The sequence below is a fragment of the Mycobacterium zoologicum genome (assembly GCF_020181635.2).
Classification (GTDB): Bacteria; Actinomycetota; Actinomycetes; order Mycobacteriales; family Mycobacteriaceae; genus Mycobacterium; species Mycobacterium zoologicum.
In genome coordinates, this window is the sequence record NZ_JAYJJS010000003.1 from 80,776 (window position 1) to 98,473 (window position 17,698).

The 17,698-nt window shown below is 68.1% G+C and carries 12 protein-coding genes; 8 read left to right on the forward strand and 4 right to left on the reverse strand.

The genetic code is table 11. The features are described from left to right. Positions 1 to 82 precede the first annotated feature (82 nt). On the forward strand, positions 83 to 3,997 hold the full coding sequence (hrpA, locus tag K6T84_RS03305; RefSeq protein WP_408066046.1) for an ATP-dependent RNA helicase HrpA: 3,915 nt from the start codon (positions 83 to 85) through the stop codon (positions 3,995 to 3,997). On the opposite strand, the gene phoU is transcribed toward hrpA, so the two are convergent. From phoU to K6T84_RS03325, 4 genes are all read right to left on the reverse strand, one after another. After that, positions 3,986 to 4,654, reverse strand: a complete 669-nt coding sequence (gene phoU, locus K6T84_RS03310; protein ID WP_224862771.1) for a phosphate signaling complex protein PhoU — start codon at positions 4,652 to 4,654, stop codon at positions 3,986 to 3,988. The two genes, hrpA and phoU, sit on opposite strands and share 12 nt — an antisense overlap. A gap of 59 nt (positions 4,655 to 4,713) precedes the next feature. Further along, a complete protein-coding gene (locus K6T84_RS03315; RefSeq protein ID WP_225402064.1) occupies positions 4,714 to 6,792 on the reverse strand; it encodes an LCP family protein in 2,079 nt (692 codons plus the stop codon). A 226-nt stretch (positions 6,793 to 7,018) separates the two neighbouring features. Then, entirely contained in the window at positions 7,019 to 8,152 is a 1,134-nt protein-coding gene (dusB, locus tag K6T84_RS03320; protein WP_225400720.1) for a tRNA dihydrouridine synthase DusB, read from the reverse strand. Positions 8,153 to 8,169: 17 nt separating this feature from the next. Continuing rightward, complete coding sequence (locus K6T84_RS03325; protein ID WP_224862765.1) at positions 8,170 to 9,180, reverse strand: acyl-ACP desaturase; 1,011 nt, start codon at positions 9,178 to 9,180, stop codon at positions 8,170 to 8,172. 148 nt (positions 9,181 to 9,328) lie between these two features. Between K6T84_RS03325 and K6T84_RS03330 the strand changes: the two genes are divergently transcribed. The 7 genes from K6T84_RS03330 to K6T84_RS03360 all read left to right on the forward strand — a co-directional run bounded on the left by K6T84_RS03330 (position 9,329) and on the right by K6T84_RS03360 (position 17,674). After that, the gene (locus K6T84_RS03330) at positions 9,329 to 10,294 is read left to right on the forward strand and encodes an oxygenase MpaB family protein (protein ID WP_408066049.1); all 966 of its coding nucleotides are present in this window, start codon (positions 9,329 to 9,331) and stop codon (positions 10,292 to 10,294) included. A 149-nt stretch (positions 10,295 to 10,443) separates the two neighbouring features. Further along, complete coding sequence (locus K6T84_RS03335; RefSeq protein WP_225400719.1) at positions 10,444 to 11,298, forward strand: SDR family NAD(P)-dependent oxidoreductase; 855 nt, start codon at positions 10,444 to 10,446, stop codon at positions 11,296 to 11,298. After that, complete coding sequence (locus tag K6T84_RS03340; RefSeq protein ID WP_224862761.1) at positions 11,298 to 12,680, forward strand: aromatic ring-hydroxylating oxygenase subunit alpha; 1,383 nt, start codon at positions 11,298 to 11,300, stop codon at positions 12,678 to 12,680. Before K6T84_RS03335 ends, K6T84_RS03340 begins: the two co-directional genes overlap by 1 nt. Further along, positions 12,677 to 14,524, forward strand: coding sequence for a flavin-containing monooxygenase (locus K6T84_RS03345; protein ID WP_225400718.1), 1,848 nt, complete (start codon positions 12,677 to 12,679; stop codon positions 14,522 to 14,524). Before K6T84_RS03340 ends, K6T84_RS03345 begins: the two co-directional genes overlap by 4 nt. After that, a complete protein-coding gene (locus K6T84_RS03350; protein ID WP_225400717.1) occupies positions 14,521 to 15,348 on the forward strand; it encodes a TauD/TfdA dioxygenase family protein in 828 nt (275 codons plus the stop codon). Before K6T84_RS03345 ends, K6T84_RS03350 begins: the two co-directional genes overlap by 4 nt. After that, a complete protein-coding gene (locus K6T84_RS03355; protein WP_225400716.1) occupies positions 15,345 to 16,247 on the forward strand; it encodes an SDR family NAD(P)-dependent oxidoreductase in 903 nt (300 codons plus the stop codon). The genes K6T84_RS03350 and K6T84_RS03355 overlap by 4 nt, the downstream gene beginning before the upstream one ends. Further along, positions 16,247 to 17,674, forward strand: coding sequence for an aldehyde dehydrogenase family protein (locus tag K6T84_RS03360; RefSeq protein ID WP_225400715.1), 1,428 nt, complete (start codon positions 16,247 to 16,249; stop codon positions 17,672 to 17,674). The genes K6T84_RS03355 and K6T84_RS03360 overlap by 1 nt, the downstream gene beginning before the upstream one ends. Positions 17,675 to 17,698: the final 24 nt, after the last annotated feature.

A 17,698-nucleotide genomic window follows, 5' to 3' on the forward strand; every position in this document is an offset into this window, starting at 1 on the left:
ACGGTGGAATTCTGGTGGAATTCTGATGACGCCGATATGGACTTGCTAAATGCCAGATGACAGGTAGGCCGGCCAGGTCCGTATGCTTCGCGAAGTGGTCGAACCGTCCGTCGCGCAGCTGCGTACGCTCCTCGACGAGCTGACCGTGCGGGACGCGGTCCACTTCGGGCGGCGCCTCAAGGACCTGCGCGACGCAAAGCCCGAGCAGCTGCGGAAGCTGGCCGAGCGGATGGGTGCCGCGCAGGCACTGGTTGCCGCGCGTAGCGCCGCGGTGCCGGAGGTCCGCTATCCCGACCTGCCGGTCAGTGCGCGCCGCGACGAGATCGCCGCGGCGATCCGCGATCACCAGGTCGTGGTGGTCGCCGGTGAGACCGGGTCGGGCAAGACCACGCAGCTGCCCAAGATCTGCCTGGAGCTCGGTCGCGGCATCCGCGGCACCATCGGGCACACCCAGCCGCGCCGGCTGGCCGCCCGCACGGTGGCCCAGCGCATCGCCGAGGAGTTGGGGTGCCCGCTCGGCGATGTAGTCGGCTATGCGGTGCGGTTCACCGACCGGGTGTCGGACCGCACGCTGGTCAAGCTGATGACCGACGGGATTCTGCTCGCCGAACTCGAACGCGACCGCCGGCTGCTGCGCTACGACACGCTGATCATCGACGAGGCCCACGAACGCAGCCTCAACATCGACTTCCTGCTCGGCTACCTGCGCGAGCTGCTGCCGCGGCGGCCGGACCTCAAGGTGATCATCACCTCGGCCACCATCGAACCGCAGCGCTTCGCAGAACATCTGGGTGGTGCACCCATCGTGGAGGTCTCGGGCCGCAGCTACCCGGTCGAGATCCGTTATCGACCACTGGAACTGCCGGTGGCCTTGGGCGCCGGAGCCGCCTCCGATGACCCCGACGATCCCGATCGCGAGATCATCCGCACCGAGACCCGCGACGAGATCGAGGCGATCGTCGACGCGGTGCATGAGCTGTCCGCCGAACCGCCCGGCGACGTCCTGGTGTTCCTGTCCGGTGAGCGCGAGATCCGGGACACCGCAGAAGCTCTCGGTGGGCTGACCAATACCGAGATTCTGCCGTTGTATGCGCGGCTGTCCACCGCCGAACAGCAGAAGGTGTTCGCTCCGGCCCGCGCCGGTCGACGGATTGTGTTGGCCACCAACGTGGCCGAGACCTCGCTGACGGTGCCGGGAATCCGCTATGTCATCGACCCGGGCAATGCCCGCATCTCCCGCTACAGTCGCCGGCTCAAGGTGCAGCGGCTGCCGATCGAACCCATCTCGCAGGCGTCGGCTTCGCAGCGCAGCGGCCGGTGCGGCCGCACCGCGCCCGGGGTGTGCATCCGGCTCTACAGCGAAGCCGACTTCGATGCCCGCCCGCGCTACACCGATCCCGAGGTGCTGCGCACCAACCTGGCTGCGGTACTGCTGCGGATGGCGTCGCTGCGTCTGGGGGAGGTCGCGGACTTCGGGTTCCTCGACCCGCCGGATGCGCGCAGCATCCGCGACGGGGTGGCGCTGCTGGTCGAGCTCGGAGCGTTCACCGCTGACGGGACCATCACGGCCGTCGGGCGGCGGCTGGCCCGGCTGCCGGTGGATCCGCGGCTGGGCCGGATGATCCTGGCCGCCGAGACCGAGGGCTGTGTGCGTGAGGTGCTGGTGCTGGCGGCCGCGCTGACCATCCCCGACCCCAGGGAGCGCCCGGCCGACCGGGAGGAGGCGGCCCGCGCCAAGCACGCCCGGTTCGCCGATGACGATTCGGATTTCACCGCCTACCTCAACTTGTGGGCATACCTGACGGATCAGCGGAAAGCCCTGACCGGCAGCGCGTTTCGCCGGATGTGCCGCAACGAGTTCCTGCATTACCTGCGGATCCGGGAATGGCAGGATCTGGTCGGGCAGCTGCGCAGCATCGCCGCGGACCTGGGCATCCGGGAATCGGGGGAGCCGGCGCAACCGGCGGCCGTGCACGCCGCACTGTTGGCCGGGCTGCTGTCGCATGTCGGGATGCGCCGCGACGACGGCCGCGAGTTCGCCGGGGCGCGTAACTCGAAGTTCGTGCTGGCACCCGGATCGGCACTGGCCAAACGCCCGCCGCGCTGGACGGTGGTGGCCGAGCTGGTGGAGACCAGCCGGCTGTTCGGGCGCACCGCCGCACGCATCTCACCCGAGACCGTCGAGCGGGTGGCGGCCGACCTGGTGCAGCGCAGCTACAGCGAACCGCATTGGGACGCCCGGCGCGGCGAGGTGATGGCCTTCGAAAAGGCGACGCTCTACGGACTGGTGCTGGCCGCGCGCCGCCGGGTGGGCTATGCGCGGGTGGACCCGGTGGTAGCCCGCGAACTGTTCATCCGGCACGCGCTGGTCGAGAGGGACTGGGTGAGCCGACACCGGTTCCTGGCGGACAACGCCGCACTGCTCAGCGAACTGCAGGAGCTGCAGGACCGGGTGCGGCGCCATGACCTGATAGTCGACGATGACACCGTCTATGACCTCTACGACAAAAGGATTCCCGCCGAGGTGATCTCGGCGCGGCACTTCGACGGGTGGTGGCGCAAGCAGCAGCACCGCAGTCCCGAGCTGCTCACGTTCACCCGCACCGAGTTGCTGCGCACCGATGCCGTCGACGCCGACCGGCCCGACAGCTGGGCGGCCGGCGATGTCGCGCTCCCGCTGAGCTACCGGTTCGAGCCGGGTGCGGCCGACGACGGCGTCACCGTACACGTGCCGATCGACGTGCTGGCGCGGCTCGGCGGTGACGAATTCGCCTGGCAGGTGCCGGCTCTGCGCGAAGAAATGCTCACCGCGCTGATCCGGTCCCTGCCGAAGGAGTTGCGGCGCAACTTCGTTCCCGCACCCGACACCGCCCGCGCGCTGCTCCCGGCACTCGAGTCGCTCACCGGCCCGCTGCTCGAGGCGCTGACGGCTGAGCTGCGCCGCAGCACCGGGGTGTCGGTGCCCACCGATGCCTTCGACCTGACCCGGCTGCCGGCGCACCTGCGGGTGACGTTCGCCGTCGAGGCGGCCGACGGTACCGAGGTGGCCCGCGGCAAAGATCTTCCCGCCCTGCAGGATCGGCTTGCCGATTCGGCCCGCGACGCGGTGGCTGATGCGGTCGGCGCCGAATGGGAACGCACCGGGCTGCGCGACTGGCCGGACGACGTGGACACCCTGCCGCGGGCCGTGCAACAGCTGGTGTCGGGGCGAATGGTCCGGGGGTTCCCGGCGTTGGTCGACGACGGCGATTCCGCGGGGCTGCGGGTGTTCGCCACCGAGGCACAGCAACGATTTGCGTCGCGGCCGGGCCTTCGCAGGCTGCTGCGCTGCGCGGTGGCCTCGCCGGTCAAAGCCGTGGAACGGCAGTTGAGTTCGCAGAGCAGGCTGATGCTCAAGGCGAACCCGGACGGCTCGCTGGCGGCGCTGATCGACGACTGCGCGGACGCCGCGACCGACGCGCTGACACCCTCGCCGGTCGGGACCCGCGACGAGTTCGCCGCGGCGCGCGCTCACGTGGCCGAGCACCTGGTGCGGGCCACCGCCGACGTGCTGGCCCGGGTCGAGAAGGTGTTGGCCGCCGCCCGTGACGTCCAGCTGGCGCTGCCGGCCCAGCCGCCGGCCGCGCACGCCGAGGCGATCGCCGACATCGACGGTCAGCTGGACGCGCTGCTGGCACCCGGATTCGTCGTTGCCACCGGGCGCGACCGCCTGTCGGACCTCACCCGCTACCTCATCGCGGCCGGCCGCCGGCTCGAGCAACTGCCCCGTGCAGCGCAGGCCGACCGGGATCGGATGGCCCGGGTGCATGCGGTGCAGGACGCCTACCGAGACGTGTTGACGGCGCTGCCGACGGCACGCCACCACGACGACGACGTGCTCGACATCGCCCGCCAGATCCAGGAATTACGAGTGAGCCTATGGGCCCAGCAGCTGGGCACGCCCCGGCCGGTGAGTGAACAGCGCATCTATCGCGCGATCGATGCCCTACTCGGATGAGGGCAGGGTGTTCTCGTCGGGGAACTTGCCGGTGGCCTGGAAGATCACCCGACGGGCGACCTCGACTGCGTGGTCGGCGAAGCGCTCGTAGAACCGGCCAAGCAGGGTCACATCGACGGCCGCGGCCACCCCATGCCGCCATTCCTTGTCCATCATCACCGAGAACAAGTGCCGGTGCAGGTCGTCCATCGCGTCGTCTTCTTCGCGGATGCGGGCGGCTTTCTCCGGGTCGCGCGAGAGCAGCACCTCCTGGGCGCTGTTGCCCAATTCGACTGCCACCCGGCCCATTTCGGCGAAGTAGCCGTTGACCTCCTCGGGCAGTGCGTGTTGGGGGTGGCGGCGCCGGGCGATCTTGGCGACGTGCAGCGCCAGGGCGCCCATCCGGTCGATATCGGCGACCATCTGGATGGAGCCGACGATGGCCCGCAGGTCCCCGGCGACCGGAGCCTGCAACGCCAGCAGTACGAACGCGCTCTCCTCGGCGCGGGCGCTCATCGCGGCGATCTGTTCGTGATCGGTGATGACCTGCTCGGCAAGCACCAGGTCGGCCTGCAGCAGCGCCTGCGTGGCACGTTCCATGGCCTTTCCGGCGAGGCCGCACATGGTGCCGAGTTGTTCGGCCAGGTGCGAGAGTTGCTCGTGGTAGGCGGTGCGCATAGCCCCCAGACTAGCGTGAACGGCGATCGCGGGCGTGCCGGCAGTTGCCGGCCGCGGGTCTATTCGCAGCTGGTGTCGGCGGCGTTGGTGACCGTCAGGTCATCGGGCAGGGTGGTCGCTTCGACGCTGGCGCCGCGGTTGAGCTGCACGCTGATCTGCGAGCCGCTGGCCGCCGGCTTGTTGACACTGCGGAAGTCCGAACCCAGCACCACGCGCACGATGTTGCCCAGGCCGGTGATCCGCTCGATCGGCGCGCCCCCCAGTGCCGAGGACACCGTGGCGGCGGCCTGTTCGTTGCCCGGGGAGAACAACACCTTGCTGGTCTTGACCGTGCCGGGGTAGTCGTCGGCGTTGTCGACGTCGAAGCCCCACTGCTGCAGGTTTTCCGAGGTGGCGGCGGCCAGGCCGGTCTGCTCGGTGGCGTTGGACACCCGCACGGTGACCTCGCCGGGAGACGTGGTGACCGCGCGCACCTGCTCGACCTGCGGCTTGGCCGGGGCGACCGAGGACGGGGCAGCCGTCGACGGCGCCGCGGTGGATGTGGTCGACACCGACGTGGCGTTGTGGTTGTTCTCGCCGGGCAGCGGGTCGTCGTTGATGATCGCGTCGAACAGCGCCCGCACGTCGTCCATCCGGGGGACCTCGTCGCCGTTCTCGTCGGTCTCACTGGTCGGCACTGTCACGAAGGTGATGTGGCCGGCGGCGACCTTCTGCAGCGACTGGCCGAGGTTCACCAGGTCCTTGGTAGTGACACCGTCCACCGAGCTGTCGCCGATGAACATGTTGACCACGTTGTTGAGCTTGGTCGGTGAGAAGAAGGTGTTGGTGGAGATCAGCGAGCGCAGCAGCGAGGACAGGAACAGCTGCTGACGCTTGATGCGGCCGTAGTCGCCGTTGTCCTCGGTGGTGACGTGGCGGGCCCGCACGTAGTTCAGCGCGGTGGTGCCGTCGACCCGCTGCCGCCCGGTGTCTTCCAGGACGCTGCCCAGCACCAGGTCGTACAGCGGGCTGGTGGTACACACCTCGACGCCGCCGAGCGCGTCGACCATCTTGCCGAAGCCGACGAAGTCGACGGCCATGAACCGGTTGATCGCCAGCCCGGACAGCTTCTGGATCTCCTTGACCAGGCACTTCGGTCCGCCGTAGGCGTAGGTCGAGTTCAGCTTCGTCTCGGTGTAGACCGTCTCGCCGCTGTAGGTCCCGGTCTGCTCGTCGTAGATCGGGCCGTATGCGCCGGTCGCGGCGTTCCAGACGTCACACTCGATCGGGGTGATGGCCAGGTCGCGTGGGAACGACACCACCACGACACGCTTACGGTTCGCCGGGATGTTGACCAGCATGATGGTGTCCGAACGGGCGCCCTCGGCGTCGTCGGCGCTGCCCGCGCCGACATTGCTGTTGGCCCCGGCGCGGGTGTCTGCCCCGACGATCAGGAAGTTTTCGTCGCCGTACTGTCCGGCCGCGTCCAGAATGTCGTGCGAGTCGGGGTCCAGCGCGCTGACGTGGTTGAGGCTGCGGTTCTTTGACGAACTCCACTGCCAGGCAGAACCGGTCAGCACCAGGGCCAGGACGGCCATCATTGCCGCCACCAGGCGGCCGGCCAGCAGAGTCCGGTGATGCTGCTGCTGGTGCGGCGGGTCGGGGATCGGCGTGGTGCGGACCGGCGGGATCGGCTCGATGCGGACCGGCGGGATCTCGGCTGCTACATCGGGAAGCCGGGTGGTGGGAGCCTCGACTTCGTCCCACAGGCTGTCGAGGTCGACCGGAGCGCGCCGCGGGCGGTGAATCCGGTCGAGGTCGGGCAGCTCCGACGGGTACTCGATCTCTGCGGGTTCGGGGGAGACCCGGGGCCGCGGGGCCGGCGGGCGCTGTTGGGCTGGGGGTGCTTCTGGTCCCTGAGGGGTCTCCGGTTCCTCGGGGGCGCGGCGCCGGGTGCGGCCTCCCGACGGTGGAGCGTCCGCGTTGACCCGGGCGATCAGGTCGGCGACGCTCACCGATCCCGTACCGCCGTTGCGGCGCCGCGAGGGCTCGCCCTCGGGCCGAGACGGGTCGGGGGCGTCGTTGGACGGGGCGGGGGCGGCGTTGGACGCGTCCTGCCAGCGCTCCCATGGCGCAGGACCGGGTGGGCTCATCGTCATCAGCTGGTGTTCCGCGTCATCCCGGCCATCAGGTACCCAACGGCCAGGAGTGGCGTTATCGCCGTCACTCATGTCCTCAAGGGCCTCCGGAAAATTTGGGACTGGCGGGCTCCTGCCACGTCAGCTCAGTCGTGCGTCCTCAGCGGGACTACCCCCGGGGCGGGGGCGGCAAGCAACTCATACTACTGAGACTTTTCGTGACACGCGATGTCGAGAACGTCTCATTTCAGCCACCTGAGTGCATAATGTCCGCCCCAACGGGCACCGCACAGTCGTCCGGGTCCGCCAGCCAGCCATCGGGAAGGGCGACCTTGGCCGCTGAGCCCTGCCGGCCGCGCGGCCCGGTCGCAGCGTCGGGAAACGGGATCGATCCGTCCAGCTGCCCCAGCAGTCCGTCGAGCTCGCCCAGGGTGGTGACCATCGCCAGCGCGCGCCGCAGTTCCGAACCGGCCGGAAATCCGTGCAGGTACCAGGCGACGTGCTTGCGGATCTCGCGCATGCCCTTGTCCTCACCGAAGTGCGCTGCCAACAGCACGCCGTGCCGGCGGATGATGTCGGCGACCTCACCCAGGGTGGGGGGCGTGGGGGAGGGCCGGCCGGCGAACGCCGCCGACAGCTCCCCGAACAGCCACGGCCGGCCCAGGCAGCCCCGGCCGATCACCACGCCGTCGCAGCCGGTGGCGGCCATCATGGCCAGCGCATCGCCGGCTTCGAAGATGTCCCCGTTGCCCAGCACGGGAATCGAGGTGACATGCGCCTTGAGCTGGGCGATCTGGTCCCAATCCGCGGTGCCGGAGTAGCGCTGCGAGGCGGTCCGCGCGTGCAGGGCCACGGCCGCGGCGCCCTCGGCCTCGGCGATGCGCCCGGCGTCCAGATGGGTGTGGTGGGCGTCGTCGATACCGATCCGGAACTTCACGGTCACCGGAATGTCGGTACCGGCCGTACCCCGCACGGCTGCCGCGACGATGTTGCCGAACAGCCGGCGCTTGTAGGGCAGCGCCGACCCTCCCCCGAGCCGGGTCACCTTGGGCACCGGGCAGCCGAAGTTCATATCGATGTGGTCGGCCAGGCCCTCGTCGGCGATCATCTTCGCCGCGGCGTAGGTGGTGTCCGGGTCGACGGTGTAGAGCTGCAGCGAGCGCGGTGACTCGTCCGGGCCGAACGTCGTCATGTGCAAGGTGGCGGCGTTGCGTTCGACCAGCGCCCGGGCGGTGATCATCTCGCAGACGTAGAGCCCGCTGACGGTACCCGCCCGGGATCGCTCCAATTCGCGGCAGAGCGTGCGGAATGCGACGTTGGTCACACCGGCCATCGGGGCCAGCACCACCGGGCTGGCGAGCTCGATCGAGCCGATCTTCAACCCGCTCTGCGTGTCGGTTACGACGCCGATGAGGCGAGCTCCTTGGCGGCGGCCTGCGCGGCGCGCTTCTCGGCCACCTTGGCCTCGCGCTCCTGCCGGCGTTGCTTGGCGATCTCGAACTTCTCGCAGGTGTCGTCCAGCTCGGCGACGAGCCCACCGATCTGCTCCTGGTAGCGGGCGGCCTCGCCGGTGAAGCTCCGCTCGAGGATGCCCCATTTCCTCAGCACCGGCATCACCACGTCGTCGCGGTGAATCACCGGGTCGTAGACACCGCCGACGGCGATGATCACCGCCTTGCGGCGGAACTCCGGGACCACATACCCGGGCATCTGGAAGTTGGCCAGCACCCGGTGCAGCGAGTACATCGCCTGATCGGGCGCGATGTCGAAACCGGCGGCGCTGACGTCGCGGTAGAAGATCATGTGCAGGTTCTCGTCGGCCGAGATCCGGGCCAGCAGCTGGTCGGCGATCGGGTCATTGCAGGCCCGGCCGGTGTTGCGGTGCGAGATCCTGGTGGCCAGTTCCTGGAAGGTCACGTAGACGACCGAATCGAACAGGCTCGCGGCGAACAGGTCGCCGGAGACCTGGTGGTTCTGGCCGGGGCTGAAGCCGCGGTTGACGGTCTCCATCCGCAGCGTCTCCAGTTCGATGGGATCGCAGTTACGGGTGACGACCAGGTAGTCGCGCAGGGCGATGCCGTGCCGGTTCTCCTCGGCGGTCCAGCGGTTCACCCAGGTGCCCCACGGGGCGTCCATGGTGAAGTTCATCGCGATCTCGCGGTGGTACGAGGGCAGGTTGTCCTCGGTCAGCAGATTCTGGATCATCGCGGTCCGGGCGACCTCGGACAGCTTCGACTGCTCGGGGTCCCAGTCCTGCCCCCCGAGCGCGAAGTAGTTCTTTCCCTCGGACCAAGGCACGTAGTCGTGCGGATTCCAGTCCTTGGTCATGGAGAAGTGTCGGTTGACCGCGTTCTCGACGACCGGTTCGAGTTCGTGCAGCAACTCCAGTTCGGTCCATTCCCGCGCCATGGCAGCTCCCCAGGTATCTGTGTCCGCTAGTTGCAGGCAATATATCTGTGTCTGTCGGTTGCATCAAGTTCGAAATGGGCGTGTTGACGCTGCAGTTCCATTCTGACAACATTCGTTGTCAAAGACGCCTACGCCCGACGGGAACTCCATCGTGACCCAAGACATCTCCGAGGTGGTGGCTCCGCTGCCGGCCGACACCCCGCCGCAGCCGCTCGGCCCGGATTCGCTGACCTGGAAATACTTCGGCGACTGGCGCGGCATGCTGCAGGGACCGTGGGCCGGATCGATGCAGAATATGCACCCGCAGCTCGGTGCGGCAGTCGAAGAGCACTCGACCTTCTTCCGGGAGCGCTGGCCGCGGCTGATGCGCTCGCTGTATCCGATCGGCGGGGTGGTCTTCGACGGCGACCGGGCTCCGATGACCGGCGCCGAGGTCCGCGATTACCACGTCAACATCAAGGGCGTCGACGCCCGGGGCCGTCGCTATCACGCGCTGAACCCCGAGGTCTTCTACTGGGCGCACGCGACGTTCTTCGTCGGCACCATGATCGTGGCCGACTGGCTGTGCGGGGGCATTTCGGACGACGAGCGCCGTCAGCTCTTCGAGGAGCACAAGACCTGGTACGCCATGTACGGCATGAGCATGCGCCCGGTGCCGCAGACCTGGGAGGACTTCGAGGTCTACTGGGACCACATGTGTCACGAGGTGCTGGAGGACAACAAGGCTACCCGCGACGTGCTGGACCTGACCACGCTGCCGAAACCGCCCTTTGCGCAGTGGATCCCGGACTGGATGTGGGCCCAGCAGCGCAAGATGGTCGCCCCGTTCTTCGTGTGGCTGACCGTCGGGCTCTACGACCCGCCGGTGCGTGAGCTGCTGGGTTACACCTGGTCCGCGCGGGAGGCATGGCTGCACCGCCGGTTCGGCAGGCTGGTCGGGGCGGTGTTCGCCGTGGTGCCGCGCCGGATGCGCATGCACCCGCGGGCCCGGGCCGGCTGGGACCGGGCCACCGGCCGCTGCCCGGCCGATGCGCCCCTGGTGCACACCCCCGCGCGCAACCTTCCGCCGCTCGACGAGCGGGACAACCCGATGCACTACTGCCCCAAGGTCTGACGACACCGCTTTAGTCCAGACAATATGGAACAGCCGGGTCGCCCGGCCGAGTCTTGACTCTGCGTAACTCCCTGCGGAATAGTGTTCTCATAAGGGAAGAATCCCGTATGTTGTCCGGACAAATTCCGTGTGCCAGGAGAAAGCGGGTCATGGCGGATCTCTCCAGCCTCGTGAGCCTTGCGGGCCGCGTCGTGGTCGTCTCGGGTGCCGGCGGAGGCGGGATCGGAACCGAGGTCACCGCGATGGCCGCCCGCGCCGGCGCCACCGTGATCGCGGTGAGCCGGTCGGCGGACAACCTCGAACAACACATCGGCCCGCTGATCGGCGAGGGCCTGCCGGTGGTGCCGGTGGTGGCCGACGCCGGCACCGACGAGGGCATCGCCGCGGTGCTCGCCGCGGCCGACCGCGCCGACGGCCGGCTCTACGGGCTGGTCAACGTCGCCGGCGGTGCCGCCCCGGCGACCTGGATGCCGTCAACCCGGGTGGAGCGGTCGGACTGGCGAGAGATCTTCTCGCACAACCTCGAAACCGCGTTCTTCATGAGCCGCGCGATCGCCGCCGAACTGGTGGCCCGCAGGATTCCCGGCTCGATCGTCTCGATCTCCTCGATCAGCGGGATGAACAGCGCGCCGTTCCACATCGCCTATGGCACCGCCAAGGCCGCCGTGGTCGCGATGACCCGCACCATGGCGGTTGAACTCGCGCAGGCCGGAATCCGGGTGAACGCGGTCGCCCCGGGCGTCACCGAGACGGCGGCCTCAGCCACCTACGTCGACGACGATCCCGAGCGCGACCGGCAGGCCATCGCGATGGGGCGCCGCGGACGTCCCGAGGAACAGGCCGGGCCGATCCTGTTCCTGCTCACGGAGCTGTCCAGCTACATCACCGGCCAGACGCTGCTGGTCGACGGTGGCATCGACCTGCGGTGGAGCCACCTCGGCGCCGACAACACCTCGCTGTTTCTCAAGGACGAGACCTTCCGCGCCGCGATGAGGAGGATGTGATGACGAGTGCGAACGCCGGTGGTACCGAGGAGCTTTCGCAACCGATGACGATCGACGCGCAGGCCTACACCTGCGGCGACTACGCCCGGGCCGAACGAGACAGGCTGTGGCGCAAGGTGTGGCAGCAGGCCGGCCGGGTCGAAGACCTGCCGGAGGTGGGCAGCTACCTGACCTACGACATCCTCGACGATTCGATCATTGTGGTGCGCACCGGACCCTCGGAGTTTCGGGCTCACCACAACGTGTGTATGCACCGTGGTCGCCGGCTGATCGACACCCCCGAAGGCGCCAAGAACGCTTGCGCGCGCACCCGAAAGTCGTTCGTGTGCGGGTTCCACGGCTGGACCTACGATCTCGACGGGGCCTGCACGCACATCCGGGAGCAGGATGACTGGCAGGGCACCTTGACGCCGGAGAACACTCACCTGCGGCCGGTGCGCGTCGACACCTGGGGCGGCTGGCTGTGGATCAACATGGATCCGGACGGCGAATCGTTGGCCGACTACCTGTTCCCGGCGGCCAAGGTCCTCGAACCGTTCGGTCTGGAGAACATGCGCTACAAGTGGCGCAAATGGGTTGAGTTCGACTGCAATTGGAAGGTCGCCATGGAGGCCTTCAACGAGACCTACCACGTCTACACCACCCATCCGGAGTTCAACCGGTTCGGTGAGTTCAAGGGCTGGGCCCGGGCGCAGGGCAGGCACAGCAATATCGGCTACGACGCGCCGGATGACCTGGAGGCCACCAAGTCCAAGATCCGGCTGGGCATCGGCGACGACCCCCGGGTGTCGACCGCGGAGATGCAGATCTACACCATGGAGGAGACCAACGCCACCACCACGGCGACCCTGGTCAACGCCGCCAAACGTCTGGTCGACGAACTTCCCGAGGGCACCCCGGCCGATCAGGTGCTGGCGCACTGGCTGGCCTCGGCACGCCGCGACGACGAGGCCCGCGGGGTCATCTGGCCGACCATCGACCCCGACGTGCTCGGTGAGGCCGGGACGGCCTGGCAGATCTTCCCGAACTTCCAGATCGGCCAGGGATTGACCAGCGCGCTGTGCTACAGCGCCCGGCCACATCCCAGCTACAACCCCGACAAGTGCATCTTCGAGGTGTCGGTGTTCGAGCTCTTCCCGAAAGGCGAAGAGCCGCAGACGCAGTGGGAGCACACCCCGGTGGGTGACCCGGGCTGGCGGTCGGTGCTGCCGCAGGACTTCTCCAACATGGCGGCCGTGCAGCAGGGGATGAAATCTCTGGGCTACCAAGGGGCCAGGCCCAACCCGTATCGCGAGCGCGCGATCGTCAACCTGCATCACCAGTTGGCCAAGTACATGGGTACCGGTGCGCCCGAGCAGATCGGAAAAGGAAACAGCCGATGACCGACTGCGCCCCGAGCAGCACACCTGAGGACATCGATATCGATGCGCTGCGAAGCAAGTACGCCGCAGAGCGGGCCAAACGCATTCGCCCCGAGGGCTCGAGTCAGTACCTCGAACTCAAGGACGACTTCGTCGAGTTCGCCGAGGTCGATCCATACACCCCGGTGACTCCGCGTGAACCCATCGATGCCGACATCGAGGTGGTGGTCCTCGGCGGTGGCATCGCCGGACTGCTCGCCGGCGCCTACCTGAAGAAGGCCGGCGTGGCCGACGTGCGGGTGATCGAGATGGGCGGCGACTTCGGCGGCGTCTGGTACTGGAACCGCTTCCCCGGAATCCAGTGTGACAACGACGCGTACTGCTACATCCCCATGCTCGAAGAGCTCGACTTCATCCCGTCCAAGAAGTTCGCCGACGGCGCGGAGATTTTCGCGCATTGCCAGAACATCGGGAAGCACTTCGGCCTCTATGACGGGGCGATCTTCTCGACCCAGGTGCGCACCGCCTGTTGGGACGAGGAGGTCAAGCGCTGGCAGCTGACGACGAACCGGGGTGACGACCTGCGGGCGCGTTTCGTGGTGATGGCGCAGGGCTCCTACAACCGGCCCAAATTGCCCGGTATCGCGGGCATCAAGGACTTCATGGACGCTGGCGGCCACGTCTTCCACTCGGCCCGCTGGGACTACGACTACACCGGCGGTGACGCCGACGGGGGCATGGACAAGCTGGCCGACAAGCGGGTGGCTCTGGTCGGCACCGGCGCGACCGGTGTGCAACTGGTCCCGCATCTGGGTCGGGATGCCAAGCAGCTCTATGTTTTCCAGCGCACGCCGTCGTCGGTGGACTTCCGAGGCAACGAGCCCACCGACCCGCAGTGGGCTGCGTCGCTGCAGCCGGGCTGGCAGGCCGAACGCAAGCGCAACTTCCACCGCTGGTCGCCGTTCGAAGGCGTGGTGTTCGACGCCCCCGACATGGTGTGCGACTTCTGGACCGAGTTGGGCCGCAACCTGACCGCCCGGATCGGTGCCAGTCCCGACCCGACGGCGCTCGGTGTCGAGGAGATCATGGCGATGCGGGAGGAGGAGGACTACAAGATCATGGAGCGGCTGCGCCGCCGCATCACCGACATCGTCGAGGACCCGCAGACCGCTGAGGCGCTCAAACCCTACTACCGGTTCATGTGCAAGCGCCCGACCTCCAGCGACACCTACCTACCGGCGTTCAATCGGCCCAACGTCACGCTGGTCGACGTGGCCGAATCCAAGGGAGTCGAAAAGCTCACGGAGAAAGGCATTGTCGCGGGCGGCGTCGAGTACGAGGTCGACTGCGTCATCTTCGCCAGTGGTTTCGAGATCTCCACGGAGATCAGCCGCCGGTATGCGATCGACGTCATCGAAGGCCGCGACGGGGTGTCGCTGTTCGACCACTGGCGGGACGGGTTCGCGACCCTGCACGGGATGACCAGCCGCGGGTTCCCCAACCAGTTCCACACCGGCTTCATCCAGGGGGGCGTCTCGGCCAACACCACCGCGATGTTCGAGCAGCAGGCCGAGCACATCGCCTACATCATCGCCGAGGCTCTCAAACGGGAAGTGGCGGTCGTCGAGCCCAGCGAGGAGGGGCAGAACGACTGGGTCAACACCATCCGGGAGTTGGCATTCGACAATACGGCGTTCGACTTGTCTTGCACGCCAGGCTATTACAACAACGAGGGTCGTGGATTCGGCGAGGCCAGCCGCTCGTTCCTGGGCGAGACCTACAGCCCCGGCTTCTATGCGTTCGATGATCTGCTGCGCGACTGGCGCGCTGCGGGTGACATGAAAGGTTTGGAACTGCGCCCATGACGACGATGACGTTGACCACCCGTGACCTCACCCCCCGGATCGCCACCGAGGTCATCGCCGACAAGGCCGCGCTGCTGAGCGGCGACCATGCCGGGGCGATCCGGGAACTACTGGAGCAGCGCGGCGTTCTGGTGTTCCCGAAGATCGGCTTTTCCGACGACGAGCAGGTCGCGTTCACCGAAACACTGGGCACGCTGGCGCCTGAACGTGACGGCGAGGCCGTCTACGACGTCACCCTGGACACCACCGTCAACAAGCAGGCCGACTACCTCAAGGGATCGTTCTACTGGCACCTGGACGGCACCATGAACGAGGTGCCGATCCTGGCGTCCCTGCTGTGCAGCAAGGTGCTGCCCGCCGACGGCGGTGGCGACACCGAGTTCTGCAACACCTACGCCGCCTACGACGATCTGCCCGACGACGACAAGCAGCAGCTGGGCACGTTGCGGGCGATGCATTCGGCGTGGAACTCACTGCTCTATTACGACCCCGAACCGGAGTTCGCGACGCTGCAACAGATGATGGCGATCGGACAGCGCGAGCTGCCGGTGGTGTGGGCGCACCGCTCCGGCCGGCGCTCGCTGATCCTGGGCTGCACCGCGAGCGACATCGTCGGGATGGACTATGCCCAGAGCACCAGCACCCTGGTGCGGTTGCGGGACTGGGCCACCCAGCCGCAGTTCGTCTATCGGCACCGGTGGTCGGTCGGCGATCTGGTCATGTGGGACAACACCGGCACCATGCACCGGGCGCTGCCCTATGACCCGGCGTCGGGTCGGATGCTGCGCCGCACCAAACTCGCCGGTGAGGAACCGTTCGCTTGAGCGAGACGCACCCGCTGAACTTCGACGGCCGGGTGGCCGTCGTCACCGGCGCCGGGCGGGGCCTGGGCCGCGCCTACGCCGAACTGCTGGCGTCCCGCGGGGCACGGGTGGTGGTCAACGACTGTGACGCCGAGCCGGCCGACGCCGTGGTCGATGAGATCACCGCCGCCGGCGGGCACGCGGTGGCGAGTGTCGCGTCGGTCGCCACCCCCGACGGCGGTCAGGCGATCATCGCCGCGGCGGTACAGGCCTACGGCCGGGTGGACATCGTGATCCACAATGCCGGCAACGTCCGGAGGGGGTCGTTGCGGGAGCTGAGCTACGCCGACTTCGAGGCCGTCCTCGACGTCCACCTGCGCGGCGCGTTCCACGTCGTGCGCCCGGCCTTTCCGATGCTGTGTGACGCGGGTTACGGTCGTATCGTGCTGACCTCCTCGATCGGCGGGCTCTACGGCAATGTCGGCGTGGCCAACTATGCCGCCGCCAAGGCCGGGCTGATCGGGCTGAGCAACGTGGTCGCGCTCGAAGGCGCCGCGGCGGGGGTGAAATGCAACGTGATCGTTCCGGCCGCGGTGACGAGGATGGCCGAGGGGATCGACACCTCCGGCTACCCGCCGATGGAGCCCGAGTTGGCCGCGCCCGCGGTCGGCTGGCTGGCGCACGAATCCTGTTCGGTGACGGGCGAAGTGCTGATCGCTCTGGCGGGCCGGATCGCCCGGGCAGCGGTCGTGGAGAGTCCCGGGGTGTATCAGCCGTCGTGGACCATCGAGCAGGTCGGCGACCGGATCGAGCAGATCCGGGATGTGCACGCGCCGGTGATCTTCCCGGTGGTGCCCGACGGGCACGCCGACCACATCCGGTACAGCTTCGGTATGGCCACCTCAGAAGGAGAGTTGTGATGCGCGAATACCTCAAGTTCTACATCGACGGCCAGTGGGTGGACCCGGCCCAGACGCAGATCCTCGACGTGGAGAACCCGGCCACCGAAAAGGTCGCCGGGAAGATCGCCCTGGGCTCGGCGGCCGACGTCGACCGCGCGGTCGCCGCGGCACGGCGGGCCTTCGGAACCTGGTCGCAGAGCAGTCGCGCCGAACGCCTGGAGCTGTTGCAGGCGATCCTGGCCGAATACCAGCGGCGCAGCGGCGATCTGGCCGACGCGGTGCACGAGGAGATGGGCGCCCCACCCGCACTGGCCGCCGGGGCGCAGGTGCAGCTCGGGATGGGCCATCTGGTCACCGCCATCGACGTGCTGAAGAACTTCTCGTTCACCCAGCAGCGCGGGGAGACGCTGGTGACCCGCGAGCCGATCGGGGTGTGCGGGCTGATCACGCCGTGGAACTGGCCGTTGAACCAGATCGCGGTGAAGGTCTACCCGGCGCTGGCGACCGGCTGCACCATGGTGCTCAAACCCTCTGAGGTGGCGCCGTTCTCGGCCTACGTCTTCACCGAGATCATGGCTGCCGCGGGCGTCCCGGCCGGGGTCTACAACATGGTCAACGGTGACGGGCCCGGCGTGGGGGTGGCGCTGGCGCAACACCCCGACATCGACATGGTGTCGTTCACCGGGTCGACCCGCGCCGGCGTTGCGGTGGCCGAGAACGCCGCGGCCACGGTGAAGCGGGTGACCCAGGAGCTCGGCGGCAAGAGTGCCAACATCGTGCTGGACGACGACGCATTCGTCGACAGCGTGACCGCCGGGGTGGCCGGCATGATGCCCAACTCCGGGCAGAGCTGTAATGCGCCGTCGCGCATGCTGGTGCCGAACTCGCGGATGGACGAGGCCATCGCGATCGCGCACGCGGTGGCCGGGCAGGTTGCGGTGGGCGATCTCGACGACGACAAAGCCATCGGACCGGTGGCCTCGGCCGCACAGTTCACCAAGGTGCAGTCGCTGATCGAGAAGGGCATCGCCGAGGGGGCGACGGTCGCCGCCGGCGGGCCGGGCCGTCCCGACGGGCTGGACGCCGGCTACTACGTGCGGCCGACGGTTTTTGCAAACGTCAAGAACGACATGACGATTGCGCGGGAGGAGATCTTCGGGCCGGTGCTGTGCATCCTCGGTTACGACGACGTCGACGAGGCGGTCGAGATCGCCAACGACACCGAGTACGGTCTGGCCGGTTACGTCTCCGGCGCCGATCTCGACGTGGCGCGGGGGGTGGCGAGCCGGATCCGGGCCGGCTGGGTGACGATCAACCACGCCTTCGATTTGAACGCGCCGTTCGGCGGCTACAAGCGCAGCGGCAACGGCCGCGAGTGGAGTGACGCCGGATTCGATGAATACCTGGAGACCAAGAGCACGCTGGGGTACGGGGCGGCGAGCTGAGGTAAAGGCGGGCCATCCGCCGGG

What these genes read in the sequence shown, in the direction of transcription:
- K6T84_RS03360 (WP_225400715.1), top strand. Translation starts at nt 16,247, where the DNA reads ATGCGCGAATACCTCAAGTTCTACATCGACGGCCAGTGGGTGGACCCG.
- hrpA (WP_408066046.1), top strand. Translation starts at nt 83, where the DNA reads ATGCTTCGCGAAGTGGTCGAACCGTCCGTCGCGCAGCTGCGTACGCTC.
- K6T84_RS03325 (WP_224862765.1), bottom strand. Translation starts at nt 9,180, where the DNA reads ATGGCGCGGGAATGGACCGAACTGGAGTTGCTGCACGAACTCGAACCG.
- K6T84_RS03345 (WP_225400718.1), top strand. Translation starts at nt 12,677, where the DNA reads ATGACCGACTGCGCCCCGAGCAGCACACCTGAGGACATCGATATCGAT.
- K6T84_RS03340 (WP_224862761.1), top strand. Translation starts at nt 11,298, where the DNA reads ATGACGAGTGCGAACGCCGGTGGTACCGAGGAGCTTTCGCAACCGATG.
- K6T84_RS03315 (WP_225402064.1), bottom strand. Translation starts at nt 6,792, where the DNA reads ATGACGATGAGCCCACCCGGTCCTGCGCCATGGGAGCGCTGGCAGGAC.
- K6T84_RS03350 (WP_225400717.1), top strand. Translation starts at nt 14,521, where the DNA reads ATGACGACGATGACGTTGACCACCCGTGACCTCACCCCCCGGATCGCC.
- phoU (WP_224862771.1), bottom strand. Translation starts at nt 4,654, where the DNA reads ATGCGCACCGCCTACCACGAGCAACTCTCGCACCTGGCCGAACAACTC.
- K6T84_RS03335 (WP_225400719.1), top strand. Translation starts at nt 10,444, where the DNA reads ATGGCGGATCTCTCCAGCCTCGTGAGCCTTGCGGGCCGCGTCGTGGTC.